Origin of the sequence: Flavobacterium sp. N502536, from assembly GCF_025947345.1 — a bacterium.
Taxonomy (GTDB): Bacteria; Bacteroidota; Bacteroidia; order Flavobacteriales; family Flavobacteriaceae; genus Flavobacterium.
The window spans coordinates 4,488,675-4,504,013 of sequence record NZ_CP110011.1 but is presented as its reverse complement, the minus strand read 5'-3'; the positions used below and the strand labels follow the sequence as shown (position 1 = coordinate 4,504,013).

Sequence of the window (15,339 nt, the reverse complement as noted above, 5' to 3'; positions counted from 1 at the left end):
TGCTGCTGTGCGGAGCATTTTTTATAATCTGTATTTCTTAATTAGAATTCGGTATGAAAACGCAAGGCAAAAAACTGAACCGGGCCTCTGTCTTTATTATAGGCAGGATTCATGGCAAACTGGTAATCCGGCGAAAGTGTAATATGAGTATTAGGAACTAAAAACGAATAGTACACCTCCACAATTTGTTCGACACCATAATTCAGCGTACTGTCACCAATCATAAAACCATTTCCCCCGAGCTTTTGATACTGTTTGTGTGGATTCGATAATCCGTTGGCGACTATGGCAATACCGGCAAAATCATTGGTTCGGTTCCACATTTTTCCGTTCAGGTTCATTCCCAACTGTGCCGATCGGTCAATCTCTGTAAAAGCCCAGGTTTCATTTTTACCGTCGTTATAACTCATTCGGGCAAACAGTCCCCAACTATCTCCGTGTGTATAATCCATGTTTAAACCAATGCCATACTTGGTGCGTCCATTTTGTCTGGTACTTTTTATATCCGGAATTGTGGTGAAGTTTGAATTGGCTTCGTTGTAATTCCCCATCCCGGCTGTATTTCTAAAACCTAACAATTTAATGGTTCCGGTATCTTTATTTTGAAAGGTCAGCTGCTTTTCAATTTCTACGTTTATGGCGTTAGAATCTTTAAAACGAAACTCAACATTTGGACCGTTAGCATTGGTAGGCAAAGCCGACCATGAAGCTCTTAGCTGCCAGGAGTCCAATTGGTAATTCGCATATAATCCATCGGTATATCCGCGGGTGTTTGCAGCATAATCCCACGCTCCATGTGTCATTAGGGCCCAATTTAAAAATTGTGTTCTGGGATCGTGCGAGTAGCGATTGGTATCAAAATAGTCGGATAGTCCAAATTTTCCAAAAACCAATTGTAAGGATTGGTTGTTTTTAAATTGAAATTTTTGTTCCAAAAGCATTCTGGCCACATAAACAACTGGTTTAGTATCTCCAATTCTAAAAGTTTCGCCGTTAGGAAAACCGCCCAAACCTCTGGCCTGAGACAAACCTTCGCCTCCTGACATTTCAGGATTAAAAGTTAGGGTAGCGCCTTTCCAAAGCGGAACATCGAGATACAAGGTTGATGTTAAGGACAGAGCACCTTCGGCTTCGGGCGACATACTGTTGGTCCCGGAATAATTAGCATGAAAAGCCGGATGGTATTGATAGATAGACGTCATTTGAAATCCCAGACTATATTTTCGTATCGAATCAGTTTCTTGCGAAAAGGATAGTGTTGAAATAAATAACGTGGCAAAACCCAATATTTTTACAGACTTTTCCATCTCATTATTCGTTTAAGGCACGATAGATAAATAACTGATTGTTGGTAATTACTTTTTCATTTTCTTTCAGGCCTTTCGAAATATAGGTTACATCGCCTACGACTCTGTAAATGTCTACTTGTCGGGTCTCAATGTTATGACGATCTTTAAAAATCATGACAAAGTTTTTACTTTTATCAAAAACAATCGCTTTACTGGGTACGGCTATCATAGATTGAGCTTCGCTATACGATAACTTAATGTTCGCATTCATATCGGGTTTCAGCATATAACCTGGATTTTCCAGTTTTATACGTGCCTGCATGGCTTTGGTCTCAGGGTCAATCACATTGAAGATTTTATCTACTTTTCCTTTAAAAACTTTATCAGGATAACTTAGTGTAGTTACATCGGCATCAATACCCAGTTTTACTTTGTTGATATCAATTTCATTGATGTTTGCCAATGCCCAAACTTCGCTGATCTCGGCAATGTCAAAGATGTTCTCAGAGCGGTCATTTCGCAAAAGCATATCCTGATTGATGCTTTTTTGAATGATAAAACCGCTAATTGGTGCCGTAACTTCATAAATAGAACCTGCTTTTATATTGTAAATTTTATAGGTTTCCTGAACTTTACTCAATTGTGATTGCGCTTTATTTACTTCTGATTTTGCCTGAAGTACATCGCTTTCAGAATTTAATTTTCCGTCAAATAATTCCTGTGCTACTTTTAAATGATTTTTAGCCACCAGTAAATCATTCTTGGCATCGATAGATTGCTTTTCAAAATCGGCAATATCGGTACTTTTTATAGTAGCCAGAACTTGTCCTTTGCGTACATAATCTCCAAGTTCGACATTTACTTTAATGACATTTCCACCCACAAGAGGGTAAACATCAATCATTTTGTTATTATCGGCAGTAATTTTTCCGTAAAAACTCAATACATTTTTTACCGGTTGTGTAACTGCCTCCGCTGTTGTAGTAGTTTTTAGCATCGATTCGCTTAAAGCAAAAGAGGTATTTGTTTCCGGATTTTCAACTTCTTTTTTGCAGCTTACGAGGGATAAACTCACGAGAGCAATTCCTATTAGTAGTTTATATTTCATTTTATTTAGTTTTAGAATAAGTCTTTGTTGATGGTACTGTTTAATTCTTCGCCTGAAAGAATTACTTTTTTCTTTAGTTCGTTTACCTGAATAGCGGCCTGATTGTAACTTTCCATAAAATCGGTAAATTCTAATAAACTGATATTTCTTTTCTGAAAGTTGGTCAGGATTCCATTGTAAACGGCCTCAAAGTCTGAATTTACAGTTGGTTTGATGACCACATAGTTTTTACGGGATTCTTCCCATTTGTTCCATGCCGATGTAATTTCGGTTTGCAGTTGCAGGTCAAAATTTTGCTTTTCAACTTTTGATTGCTCTAAAATTGTTTTCGCATATTTAATATTTCCCTTGTTTTTGTTCCAAAGAGGCAATGGAATTCCAAGGGTCAGATTGGCTTCTCTGTTAAAAGCTCCACTGCGCTGATCGTAAGTGGCGCCAACAGTAATATCAGGAACAGCAAGTGCTTTTTGCCATTTTACATTTATTTCATTGGCTTCAATATCCTTTTGTTTGGCTAAATAATCCGGACGATTTGCAATAGCTTCATCCTGAAAGGTTTTAAGATCAAAAGGAACGGTTTTCAGGTATTTATTAAACTCTTCTTTAGAGACTTCCGGAATTACGTTTTCGGCTGAATTTAAAAGCAATTTTAAGTTGGCCTGTTCTTCAATGTTCTCATTGACCACTTCCATACGCTCATTTTTGAAATTCAAATACAGCGATTGCAAACGCACAAGATCTCGTAAAGGAAGATTGCCTTTTTGTACCTGCACCGTATATGAACTGATCAAATCTTCGATATGAGCAAGCTGATTGTCGGTAGTTTCAAGACTTTTTTTGTTGTAGTACACCGTGTAGAAACTCTTTCTTAATTGCAGTTTTAAAGTTCTTAACAAATCATTAAACTGTAATTCGGCCAATTGTTCATTGGTTTGAGCCAGCTTAACTTCATTGCGTTTTTTTCCGCCTAAGTAAATTAACTGCTCTATACCAAATGCTTTTTGCCCTTGCTTTCCGATATCAAAATACTGATTTCTTTCGGGGTTGTAGGCATTAAGTTCTGCCGTTACTGAGGGATTGTCCCAAATTCGGGCCTGAATGGTTAGTGCTTTAGAAGCATCGATATTGTATTGTGATGCCAACAAAAAGAGGTTGTTTTTAAGAAATTGGCTTTCACAGTCCTGAAGGGTGACTGTTTTTTGAGCCAAAACTACCGGACCGAAAAGTACAAGTAGGAATGCACAGAGTTTTCTCATTGTATCATTTTTAATTTATACAAATATGCTATCACCGGACTTTAAGACACCTTAAAATCTACCTTAAAAATAACTTAAAATAAATTACGAATGAAAAAATAACTGAAATAAATTCGTGTTAATATCTGGAACACTGTAGGTTATAGATGCGTTATGAAGGGTTAGAATACGTTGAACAATACGTAATCCTAGACCAAAACCCGAAGTCCCTTTCGAATTTTTACCGCGCATAAAAGGTTGAAAAAGATTTTTTTGTTCTTCCTCATTTAAAGTCTCTCCCGTGTTAGAAATGGAGAGCACTAATTGATCGTCCTGAGTACTGATAATCACTTTTGCCTGTTTGTTATCGGAGTAAACGCAGGCATTTTTCAGGATATTGGTCAGGGCAATTTCCAGTAAATTTTTATTACCATTTACTTCTAAAGCAGTATCCAGATTGTTGTTTTCCTCTATTTCAAATAAAATTAGAAATTCGGGATAGCTTTTATTCAGATTTTCTATGGCCGAAAACAAAATTTCATCCATACGATGCAGTTCTGTGTTTTCGTTTTTCTTATTGTCAATTTTAGAAAGAATCAACAGCGAGTTAATCAATTCCGTCAGTTGATTGATATCGGACAAAATGGTTTTTAAAAAGCTTTTGCCTTTATCAGATGTTGCGGGATCGGCAATAGTGTTCTCAATTTGTGAAGTAATTCTCGATAGGGGAGTTCTTAGTTCATGAGAGGCATTAGCCGTAAATTCTTTTTGTTTTTGGTACGAAACTTCAATCCGGTCCATCATGAAATTAAACTCATTGGCAATCAGATCAATTTCATTTTTGTTGTTTTTGGAAGCAACGCGGGTATCGAGATTGTTCTCGTTTATATTTTTTATTTTTTGATGAAAAATGCTTAGCGGACTCATGGCTTTTTTGACCATAAATGAGGTTAAAACCCAGCAAATACAGGTGAAAAAAATATAAGAAATGACTAAGGTATAGCGAAGAAAAAGTAATTTTCGTTTGCCATAATCGTCGGTGGCCGATATTAAAGCATAAAAATCCCTGTCTTTAGTATCATAAAAAACACCATAAACTTCGTAATCGCCTTGTTGTTTAAAAAAAGTTTTATGTTTTTTGAGGTATTTTAAATCGTCAACCGACCAGTTAATTTTTGCATCGTCAATACTGCTGTAGATGAGTTTAAAATTAGAATCAAAGACCAGTGTTTTTTCATCATACAATCGGTTGATCGAATTTTGGTCGATCATTTTTAAAAGCTGATCGTCCACTTCTTTAACGTTGACTAAGAGCTTGATGTTCGAAAGGGCTTTAATTTCCAGTCTATCGCGAAATTCTTCTTTCCTAAAATTAGAATACAAAACAAATATCAATGTAGAAGCCAATCCAAAAAGGATTGTAAATAATAAGCTTACTAAAAGTGATATCCGGTTTTTTAAAGTCATTCCTGATCGCTTAGATAATATCCGTAGCCAACTTTGGTTCGAATCAGTTTAACAACATGGTCCTTGTCGATTTTTTTTCTTAAAAAATTAATGTAAACTTCAATCGTATTCTGATTGGTTTCGATGTGATAATCCCAGAGTTTCTCTGCAATGAATTGTTTCGATAATACTTTACCTTTTGCATGAGCGAGAATCAGAATCAGTTTAAATTCTTTAGGAGTCAGTTTGATTTCTTCACCGGAACGAAATACTCTCATATCGCTTTCGAGAATTTCCAAATCGGAAATAACTATTTTTGTTTCTGTCTGTTGTGGAATTTCTTTTCGACGTAAAAGGGAGGAGCTTCGGGCATAGAGTTCCTCAAAATGAAAGGGTTTAACCAGATAATCATCGGCACCACTATCAAAAGAAGCCAGCTTATCCTCAATTTCGCTAAAAGCAGTAAGCATGATAATTGGTGTCTTTTTATCGACTTCGCGAATGCCTTTACAAACTTCAATACCATTACTGCCCGGAACATTAATATCCAGAATGATTAAATCATATTCGTAAGGAAAATATTTTTTCAGCAATAACGAGCCATCATAATAGGGAAAACACTCAAACTCTTTTGAAGTAAAGAATGCAGAGATTTCTTTAGATAAGGTAAAATCGTCTTCGAGTAGCAGTATTTTCATAGTATTCTGGTTGGTTTTTTAGTTCTTAGTCCTTAGTCCTTAGCGCTTAGTCCCTAGTTCCTGGAGATTTGTTATTACGATTAGTAGCTAGGGACTAATTACTTCAAAATTATAACTTATGTTCATGAAATCTAAGCTTAGAGCTAAGGACTAGGAATTAACCACTAAGGACTAAGCACTAATTAAAATAAGAAAAAGTTTCGTTGTTTTCAATTTTAAGTAGTGATTCGTAAATCAATTGAATTACATTTTCAACATCTTCTCTTTGAACCATTTCTACAGTAGTGTGCATATAACGCAAAGGCAGGGAAATCAATGCCGAAGCCACACCGCCATTACTGTAAGCAAAAGCATCGGTATCGGTTCCTGTAGCACGTGAAGTCGCATGACGCTGAAACGGGATTTTCTTTTTTTCTGCGGTATCAACGATCAGATCACGAAGTTTATTTTGTACAGCTGGTGCATAGGCAATAACCGGTCCTTTACCCATTTTTAAATCTCCTTCTACCTTTTTGTCGATCATTGGAGTAGTGGTATCGTGGCAAACATCCGTTACAATAGCAACATTTGGTTTAATCGTTTGAGCGATCATTTCGGCTCCACGAAGTCCAATTTCTTCCTGAACAGAGTTTACGATATACAAACCAAAAGGAAGTGTTTTTTTATTCTCTTTTAACAAACGCGCTACTTCGGCAATCATAAAACCACCCATTCGGTTATCGATAGCACGACATACAAATTTATTCTCGTTCAAGATCATAAATTCGTCCGGATAAGTAATCACACAGCCTACATGTACGCCCATGGCTTCAACCTCTTCTTTGGTTTCACAGCCTAAGTCGATAAAAATATTACTGATTTTTGGTGTTTCTTCTTTATCGCGCAAACGGGTATGAATAGCCGGCCATCCGAAAACACCTTTTACAATTCCCTTTTTAGTATGAATGTGAACTCTTTTGGAAGGGGCGATTTGATGATCGGAACCACCATTTCGAATTACATACAACAAACCATCATCTGTAATGTAGTTCACATACCATGAAATTTCATCAGCATGCCCTTCAATAACGACTTTAAACGGCGCATCGGGATTTATAACTCCTACAGCCGTTCCGTAAGTATCCGTAATAAAAGTATCTACATAAGGTTTCAAATAATTCATCCAAAGTTTTTGCCCTTCGCTTTCGTAGCCTGTAGGGGAGGCGTTATTGAGATAGCTTTCTAGGAAAGCAATTGAGGTATCTTTTAAGATCGATTTTGTGCTCATAAAAATATTTTTTTGCTAATTTATAAATTTGGTATCAGAGTTGTATATAAATATATAATTTTACATTTAAATTATGACTCGATGAGATTTACTGCCCCTATTTTATTTTTTATATTGATTTCGTTAACTAGTCAGGCTCAGGTTAAACCCAAAGAGAATGAGCAAATGGGCTACATATTAACCGAGCAGGATTCGATTTTGAATGATACAATCGAATTGCCTGAAATTATCATTTCTAAAGAAAAACTGGATCCCGAAGCGCAAAAGCAATTCACGATTCTGCAAAACCGTGTGTACAAGGTATATCCGTATGCAAGGCTTGCTGCAGATCGATTGACAGCATTGAATAACGGAATGGCACGTTTGAAGACCAACCGTGAAAAGAAAAAGTATTTTAAGATTGTGGAAGACTATCTTAATAACGAATTTGAAGCGAGACTTAAAAAACTGTCCCGTAAACAAGGTCAGATTCTGGTCAAACTTATTCACAGGCAAACCGGAATAACCACTTACGAGTTAATCCGAACTTTAAAAAGTGGCTTTAAAGCTTTTGTATCCAATACCACAGCCAATTTATTTGACATTAGTTTAAAAACCGAATACAAGCCCTTTGAATCTAATGAGGATTATTTAATTGAAACGATTTTGGTGCGGGCATTTGATTCCGGAAAACTCGTCAATCAAAAAGCAGCAAATCCTGTAAATTATGATGATTTAATGAGCCAATGGGAGGCGAAAGCAAAAGAGACAAAAGCAGAAAAATAACCGCATTTTATTTAAAATATTTCAAAAAAGACTTACAAGTAATTTTGTAAGTCTTTTTTTATGGTTTTTGGTTTCGGATTACAAAGTAAGTTTTAATCAAAAGAATTTACTTACTTAAATTGCGATTTTTTGATTTTTCGCTGAAGCCCCGCAAAATAAGCGTTTTTGTTATAATTTTTGTAGTTAAAAGAGTTTTTGCTTTGTTTTTTAACAAATTAATTACAAATATAATTTGTCAATTATAGTTTAATTTGTAGGTTTACTGATTAACAACCACTATGTTAACCAAAACCAATTTAATCTATGAGAATAAAACTACTTACACTATTTGTGTTATTAGTGACTATGTCCTTATGGTCACAAAAGACATCTGACAGTGATTTTGCCATTTCCGTCAACGGAAATAAAATCACGACCACTTCCAATTTTAAACAGCAGTTTAAAGACAAAAAAAGTACCAGTAAACAAAACCTTAAAACTGAGTACACACTGTTGCAGTTTACAAAAATCCCTTCTGTAGAAGAGCAACAAAAGTTAAAATCGCAAGGGATAACATTACTTAGTTATTTATCGAACAACGCTTATTATGCGGAAATTGCTCCTGAATTTTATAACAAGAGCAGTGTTTCCGACAATATAAGAGCTGTGATTGCCGTAGATCCAAAATTCAAACTGGATCAAATGATTGTAGACAATGCAATTCCGGATTACGCTTTAGAAGGTAATAGCGGAATTAAAGTGGTCATCAGTTATTTTAAAGGGGTTGATAACAAACGTATCCAACAGGACTTGGCAGGTTTGTTTTTGAAAAACAGCAAAAATGACACGACCTTTAATGAAATCTATGTTCAGGCTTCAAAAGAGAAACTGGAAGAATTGGCAAAATTCAATTGGGTACAAAATATCGAATTGGCTGCTCCGCCGGTAGAAAGCGACAACAAGCCGGGTGTAACTTCGCACAAAGCAAATGTTTTGGGATCTACAATTCCGGGCTTTGGTTACGGATTAACCGGTAAAGGAGTAAAAGTTGGTGTTTGGGATGGTAATTTGGAACCACATAAAGACCATACCGGAAGAGTAATTAACAGAGAGTACGAATATAACTCGTCGCATGGTGATCACGTTTCCGGAACTATTGGTGGTGCTGGTTTATTAGATCCAAAAGCAAGAGGAATGGCTCCTGAAGTACAAATGTACGGATGGAATTTTAATACACAGTCTAATGGTCTGACTGTTCAGGCAGAAAGAGTGAAAGCCGCGAACGAGGATGGTATTGAGATAACATCAAACTCGTACGGAGTAAATTTAACTTCGGGTTATAATACCCGCAGATACGATAGTGGAGATCGTGGTGATGACAACGTTACGGTAGTATTCCCTTATTTATTAAACATTTATTCAAACGGAAATGCACAAACCGCATACCCGGGTGGATTTAATACTTCAACCAAAAATTCAAAAAACGCACTGCACGTGGCTGCTAATAATCCGGATGATTTAATTAGTAGTTATAGTAGTTTCGGACCGACGATCGACGGTCGTTTGGTGCCTCAGATTGCCGCTGTAGGTACAAATGTGTATTCATTAGACTACAGTAACTCGTATCAAATTATGAGTGGTACTTCTATGGCGACACCCGGAACTACAGGTATAGTAACTTTGCTTTACGAAAGATACAAGAACATTTACGGTACAAAACCACTGGCTTCTTTAATGAAAGCATTGGTAACAGGTACTTCTAAAGACGCAGGAAATCCTGGGCCGGATTATAAATACGGTTTTGGAAATTTAAATGGTCTTAGAGCGATTAGAGCGTTAGACAACAAATTGTTTTATTCTGAGAGCGTATCCAATGGACAAAGTTATGAGAAAGAAATTGTCGTACCAGCTGGATTAGTGAGCTTAAAAGTGATGCTTGCTTATACCGATTTGCAAGGAACACCGGGAGCGTCTTCTATTTTGGTAAACGATTTAGATGTTAAAATTGTAAAGGACGGTGTAACCACTTTACCATGGGTATTAAATCCGACAACACCAAATGCGAATGCTGTTCGTGGAGTTGATAATATGAACAACATCGAACAAGTTACTTTAGACAATCCTGCACCGGGAACGTATAAAATTATTGTTAGTGGTACAAGAGTGCCTATTGGTACACAGGAATTCTCAGTAGTATACGATTATGTAGCTCCGGAATTAACTTTGACTTATCCGATAGGAGGAGAAAAAATCAATACTGATACTACAGAATACATCCGTTGGGATTATGAAGGAGAGCCAAAAACGTTTACTCTTGAATATTCTGTTGATGGAGGAGTTAACTATCAGGTAATCGCCAAAGATATTCCATCAGCTGCCAGAAATTTTGCCTGGAAAGTTCCTGCGGGAATTGTTGCTAATGCAAAAGTAAGAGTGATTGCCGGTAGTAAAGTGGATACATCAAGAGAGGGATTTACGATTATTACCGAGCCTAAAAACTTAGTGATCGCACCTTCAGCATGTGGGACTTCTTCTTATAAAATGGATTGGGATCCTATTGCAGGAGCAAAATACGAAGTTTTAAAAATGAACGGTTATAAGTTTGACGTTGTAGCAACCGTTACCGATCCTACTTATACTTTCGTAGTTGCCCCTGGAAACGATAACTGGTTTTCAGTAAGAAGCATAGATATTGCAACAGGACTAGTTTCTGAGCGAGTAAGAGCAGTAAATGTAGAACCTGTTTCCGGAGCTGTTGTTAGCGCGGTAACACTTCCTTTTACTGAAAATTTTAACTCCAGAAAAGCATCAAATTATGTGTTTTCTAAAGGTACAACCGGTACTGTGAAATACGAATACGTTAATGCAAGCTTTGTAGACGGAGCAAAAATGGCGGGATCTGGTGATGTATCTGCTTCACCGTGGGTAGCCAGTACATCGGCAAATGCTTTCGCAAATAATCCAAACTTTGTTAAGAAAGTATCTTTCTGCGATATTGATGCCTCAAGTTTGGCTGGAAAAGCACTTCGTTTGAAATTCAATTTAATTTGGAATAGTGTTGGAGTACAAAACAAAAACTTTTTCAGACTGGTTGTAAATGGTACACCTGTTAATAGTTCTGAAAATGTAGGTGTTTATGGAGGAACTGTCTTAAGCGGAAGTACTGAATTGACTTACGACTTATCGGCTTATGCCGGGACTACCTTTAGTATCGCTTTCGAATCGGTTATTGATAACGATGTAATTGTAGTAAGTAATGATAATGTATACAGTCATGTTTTTATTGATAACGTATCTATTTATGAAGCGACTACAACCGATTTGAAATTGACTTCATTGGTTACCAATACAGGGCTTACAGCTACTGAAACGATAAAAGTAAAAGTATTGAACAATTCTCCTGTTGCAGTAAGTAATGTTCCAGTATCGTATCAAATTGACGGAGGAGCAGAAGTAATTGAAACTATCGCAGGACCTATCAGTCCTTTAAGCGAGGTATCTTACGACTTTGTACAAAAAGCAGATTTTTCAACTCCTAAAATTTATACAGTAGTTGGAAAAGTGAATTATACGGGTGATGTTGTTGCTGATAACAACACCATTCAAAAAAGTGTCGCTAATATCGGTGCTGATGTTTTGATGGGGTCAGGGACACCGCCAGCTACTTGTGCAGCTGTATTTACAGATAGCGGTACACGTTTTGCCAATTATGGTGATAATCTTTCACAGACGATAACTTTCAAACCTACAGGAACAGGAAACAGTGTAAAAGTGACTTTTTCTGCTTTTAATGTAGAGCAGGATTTTGATTATCTGTATGTTTATAATGGTACAACTACGGCAGCGCCTTTATTAGGTACCTTTACAGGGAATACTTTGCCTCCTTCTTTAACATCAACAGCGGCTGGAGGAGAGCTAACTTTTAGATTTACTTCAGATAGTAATACCAACGAATTAGGATGGATTGCTGATATTAGCTGTGTTGTAAAACCAACGGTAACAGATGTTTCTGTAGTTTCGATTACAACACCTGAAGTTTTAGGAAAAAAAACAAGTACAAATAATATAACCATTAGAGTAAGTAATTTAGGAACGACTGCTTTAGTCAATCATCCAGTATATTATCAGATAAATGGTGCAGCCAAAGTAACAGATGTTGTTCCTGCAATAGCAGCTAATGCAACAGTAAATTTCACTTTTGCTACTAAAGCCGATTTATCAGTTGTGGATGCTACATATACCATTAAAGCCGGAGCTGATTTGCCAGATGCAAATGCCGCTAATGATGCAGTCGAAAAAGTGGTATACAATAAAAACGAATTGCCGGTTCACACCAATACAAATGGATATGCAATTTCTCGCCTGAAATGGGATGCTGTGGTAAACAATTCAGGAACTACCGCTTATTCGGATTTTAAAAATATAAAAATCCCGGTTTATGCTGGTTTCAGCTATCAGCCAGAAGCGACAATAACAAAACCGGAAACACCAATCACCAGAGACTTGTCTGCGAGTGCAACAGGGGTATTTACCATGGTTGTTATCGATTTAAATGGGGATGGAAATTTAACAGATGAATTTTATGCAGGAAATTTTTGGGTAAATACTACACCAACTTCTGCGGCACCTGCTATTCCATCTACAACAAGTACTCATTATTTCAGACATAATGCTACACTGACAGGAGGTTTAACGATTCCTGCTAACACAACAGCGGGTGAAAAATTGATGCGTGTCGTTCATATGTTCCGTTCGCCATCAGAATATTTCAATGTTAATCTGGGACCAACTTTTGATGGATTAACAAGTTCAAGAGCTGATTTTGAAGTAGAAGAATACACCATTAATGTATTGCCATTTACAGCTGCTGATGCAAGTGTAGAAAGAATTGCAGCGCCTATTAAACCAGGTAATGCACCAGTGGCGGTTACAGCTGTAATTCGTAACTATTCAACAGTAGCAATTTCGAATTTCCCGGTGGCTTATAAAGTTAATGGAATGACAGAAGTAGTTGAGACTCATGTACCTGCAATTCTTGCAGGGGCAACAGCTACTTTTACATTTGCTGCAAAAGCTAATTTAGGAGCTCCTGGCGATTATACTATTGACGTATACACCAAACTGCCTGCAGATACAGATCCAACAAATGATGGGAAGTCAGTAACACTTTCGCATGCTGCAAATTATGCGACTAACGTTACGGGAACCTTTGATGGTGTAAATGATTTTATTAAAACTGATGTTTCAACTCTTGATCTTACGAATAATTATACGTATGAACTTTGGGTGAATCAAAAGCAGCCTTCAGTTTTTGGTAGACTTTTAGATAAAGGTACAGCATTGGTATTTATACATAACAACAATAGCTTGTCGCTTTATAAAGAGAATAGTTTAGTAATTTCGATTACAACATCTGTAGGTTCGTATGTAATTAATACAGGTGTAAATACGATTAAACCAAATACATGGCACCATATTGCGTATACGGTAAGTGCTGCCAACGTATATACGGTTTATATTGACGGAGTTTCAGTTCCGTATACCAGTACAGGTACTGCAGGAGCATCAAATTCAAATGCTGCTGTAGCTGCTTATATAGGTAATAATGCAGGATTGGCTCGTGGTTTAATTGGTAATATCGATGAAGTTCGTATTTGGGCAGGAGTTCGCAATCAGGCAACAATTGCAGCCAATTCAACCACTAAATATATTGGAAACGAACCTGGATTATTGGCGTATTACAGCTTCTCAGAAGGTGATAAACCGTTTGTGTTTGATAGTACAATAAGCGATAATACAGCTGTTGTAACCAATGCCGATACCAATGGTGTAGGTGAGGGGAAATTCTGGAATGTACCAGTACTATTACAAAAAATCGAGTTTGCCAACCAACTATCATCAAGTTATGATGCAGCAACCAAAACGTTCTCTATATTATTAAGCAATGGATCAGATTTAACAACTGCAATTGCCAATTATACTTTAGGAATGAAGAGTATTGCAAAAATTGGTGGAGTTACACAAGTTAACGGAGTAACGCCAAACGATTTTAGCAATCCGGTTACTTTAACAGTGGAAGGTGTTGGTTTTAATACCGGAATCACTGAAACCTATACTATTAAACTTGTAACAGGTTTAAGTGATCAAAGTAAACTGCTTTCTTATGACTTTAAAACCGTTTCAAACCCTGGTTTACCACAAGAAATCATCACTGATATTGCAGGAAACAATGTAACTAAAACGGTACCGTTTGGTTATAATGTAACCAATTTAGTAGCAGACTTTACTATTTCTGCGGGAGCTGAGCTTTTCGTAGACGGAGTAAAACAATTGAACTCAAAAGTAGTTGCTTCAGATTACAGCAATAGCTTCCTGGTAACGGTAGTTTCAGAGAACAAACTTGCTCAAACGAACTATACGATAGATATTAATGCGAAAAATTCTCAGGCTGGTATTCTTAGCTATTCTGTAGCCAATCAGATTGGAACAAGTATCATTGATCCGGTTTTGAAAACCGTTAAGGTTGTGGTGAATAATAATGCTAATTTGAGTGCTTTGGTACCTGTTGTTCAGGTGTCGGATTTTGCTACATTGCGTATTGGAACCTATATTCAAACTAGCGGTGTAACTACTCTAAATTATACAGGACCAGTAGTGTATAATGTGACTGCACAAAACAGATCTATTGAAAACTGGACTGTAACGATTGAGGTGGCTAAACCTACAATTACATTGTTAGGTGATGCTGTAGTTTCAATAGACAAAGGATGTGTGTTTACAGATGCAGGTTATACGGCTAAAGACAACCTTAATACAGATATAACTGCGTCAGTAGTAGTATCGGGTACTGTCGACGTAAACACTCCGGGTCAGTATGTAATTACCTATACCGTTAAAGACGCTTTGCAAAATCAATCAACAGTAACACGTACGGTAAACGTATCGTCTACTACCTGTACTTTAGGATTACCGGTTAATAAGATTGAAGGTTTTGTATTGTATCCAAATCCGGTTACCGAAGGAAAAGTACATATAGAATCGGCATCAGCTAGCGCTAAAAACATTTTGATCTCTGACATGTCTGGTAAAAAAGTACATGCTGTTAAAACAGAGAAAACAGAAATCAATGTTTCAGGTTTACCAAGTGGTGTATACATCATTAAAGTAGAGCAGGACGGAAACACCGCCGTGCAAAAACTGATTGTTAAATAAACATCCATTTTGTTATGGAAGTAGTCTTCCATAAATTATAATAACAACCCGACAGGTTTTCAAAATCTGTCGGGTTTTTTTATAGAAAAACAAAAAGAGGAAATCTCATAACACGGAGACTTCCTCTTTTTTTGTTTTCAACTTTTAGATTGCGGAGCAAATCGGAAGTAAAAAAAGGTTTAAAGCGAAATTTTAATTTTTATGGTAGATTTTGTAAAATAAAACCGGTTATATTGCGTATTTTTTGGTTAAAGTGCTATTGTGTTGCGTTTTTGCTAAAATTAATGCAAATAAAATTTGTATGTTTTTATTTAATTTGTAGGTTTACTCTGTAAAAACC

The 15,339-nt window shown here is 36.6% G+C and carries 8 protein-coding genes; 2 read left to right on the top strand and 6 right to left on the bottom strand.

Translation table 11 applies throughout. The annotated features are described in order from the left end of the window. Positions 1-41 precede the first annotated feature (41 nt). From OLM61_RS18915 to OLM61_RS18890, 6 genes are all read right to left on the bottom strand, one after another. On the bottom strand, positions 42-1,307 hold the full coding sequence (locus OLM61_RS18915) for a carbohydrate porin (RefSeq protein ID WP_264524148.1): 1,266 nt from the start codon (positions 1,305-1,307) through the stop codon (positions 42-44). A 4-nt stretch (positions 1,308-1,311) separates the two neighbouring features. Continuing rightward, complete coding sequence (locus OLM61_RS18910) at positions 1,312-2,397, bottom strand: efflux RND transporter periplasmic adaptor subunit (protein ID WP_264524147.1); 1,086 nt, start codon at positions 2,395-2,397, stop codon at positions 1,312-1,314. 11 nt (positions 2,398-2,408) lie between these two features. After that, positions 2,409-3,653, bottom strand: a complete 1,245-nt coding sequence (locus OLM61_RS18905) for a TolC family protein (RefSeq protein WP_264524146.1) — start codon at positions 3,651-3,653, stop codon at positions 2,409-2,411. A gap of 84 nt (positions 3,654-3,737) precedes the next feature. Then, on the bottom strand, positions 3,738-5,099 hold the full coding sequence (locus OLM61_RS18900; RefSeq protein WP_264524145.1) for a sensor histidine kinase: 1,362 nt from the start codon (positions 5,097-5,099) through the stop codon (positions 3,738-3,740). Beyond that, complete coding sequence (locus OLM61_RS18895; RefSeq protein ID WP_264524144.1) at positions 5,096-5,776, bottom strand: response regulator transcription factor; 681 nt, start codon at positions 5,774-5,776, stop codon at positions 5,096-5,098. The genes OLM61_RS18900 and OLM61_RS18895 overlap by 4 nt, the downstream gene beginning before the upstream one ends. Before the next feature lie 178 nt (positions 5,777-5,954). After that, the gene (locus OLM61_RS18890; protein WP_264524143.1) at positions 5,955-7,043 is read right to left on the bottom strand and encodes a M42 family metallopeptidase; all 1,089 of its coding nucleotides are present in this window, start codon (positions 7,041-7,043) and stop codon (positions 5,955-5,957) included. A gap of 81 nt (positions 7,044-7,124) precedes the next feature. On the opposite strand from OLM61_RS18890, the gene OLM61_RS18885 reads away from it, so the two are divergent. Together OLM61_RS18885 and OLM61_RS18880 are read left to right on the top strand one after the other, a co-directional pair. After that, entirely contained in the window at positions 7,125-7,808 is a 684-nt protein-coding gene (locus OLM61_RS18885) for a DUF4294 domain-containing protein (protein ID WP_264524142.1), read from the top strand. A gap of 303 nt (positions 7,809-8,111) precedes the next feature. Continuing rightward, positions 8,112-14,999: a S8 family serine peptidase gene (locus OLM61_RS18880; RefSeq protein WP_264524141.1), complete on the top strand. Its 6,888-nt coding sequence runs from the start codon at positions 8,112-8,114 to the stop codon at positions 14,997-14,999. Positions 15,000-15,339: the final 340 nt, after the last annotated feature.

Excerpts from the sequence above, each read along its gene's own strand:
- OLM61_RS18915 (WP_264524148.1), bottom strand. The coding sequence starts at position 1,307 with ATGGAAAAGTCTGTAAAAATATTGGGTTTTGCCACGTTATTTATTTCA.
- OLM61_RS18910 (WP_264524147.1), bottom strand. The coding sequence starts at position 2,397 with ATGAAATATAAACTACTAATAGGAATTGCTCTCGTGAGTTTATCCCTC.
- OLM61_RS18905 (WP_264524146.1), bottom strand. The coding sequence starts at position 3,653 with ATGAGAAAACTCTGTGCATTCCTACTTGTACTTTTCGGTCCGGTAGTT.
- OLM61_RS18900 (WP_264524145.1), bottom strand. The coding sequence starts at position 5,099 with ATGACTTTAAAAAACCGGATATCACTTTTAGTAAGCTTATTATTTACA.
- OLM61_RS18895 (WP_264524144.1), bottom strand. The coding sequence starts at position 5,776 with ATGAAAATACTGCTACTCGAAGACGATTTTACCTTATCTAAAGAAATC.
- OLM61_RS18890 (WP_264524143.1), bottom strand. The coding sequence starts at position 7,043 with ATGAGCACAAAATCGATCTTAAAAGATACCTCAATTGCTTTCCTAGAA.
- OLM61_RS18885 (WP_264524142.1), top strand. The coding sequence starts at position 7,125 with ATGAGATTTACTGCCCCTATTTTATTTTTTATATTGATTTCGTTAACT.
- OLM61_RS18880 (WP_264524141.1), top strand. The coding sequence starts at position 8,112 with ATGAGAATAAAACTACTTACACTATTTGTGTTATTAGTGACTATGTCC.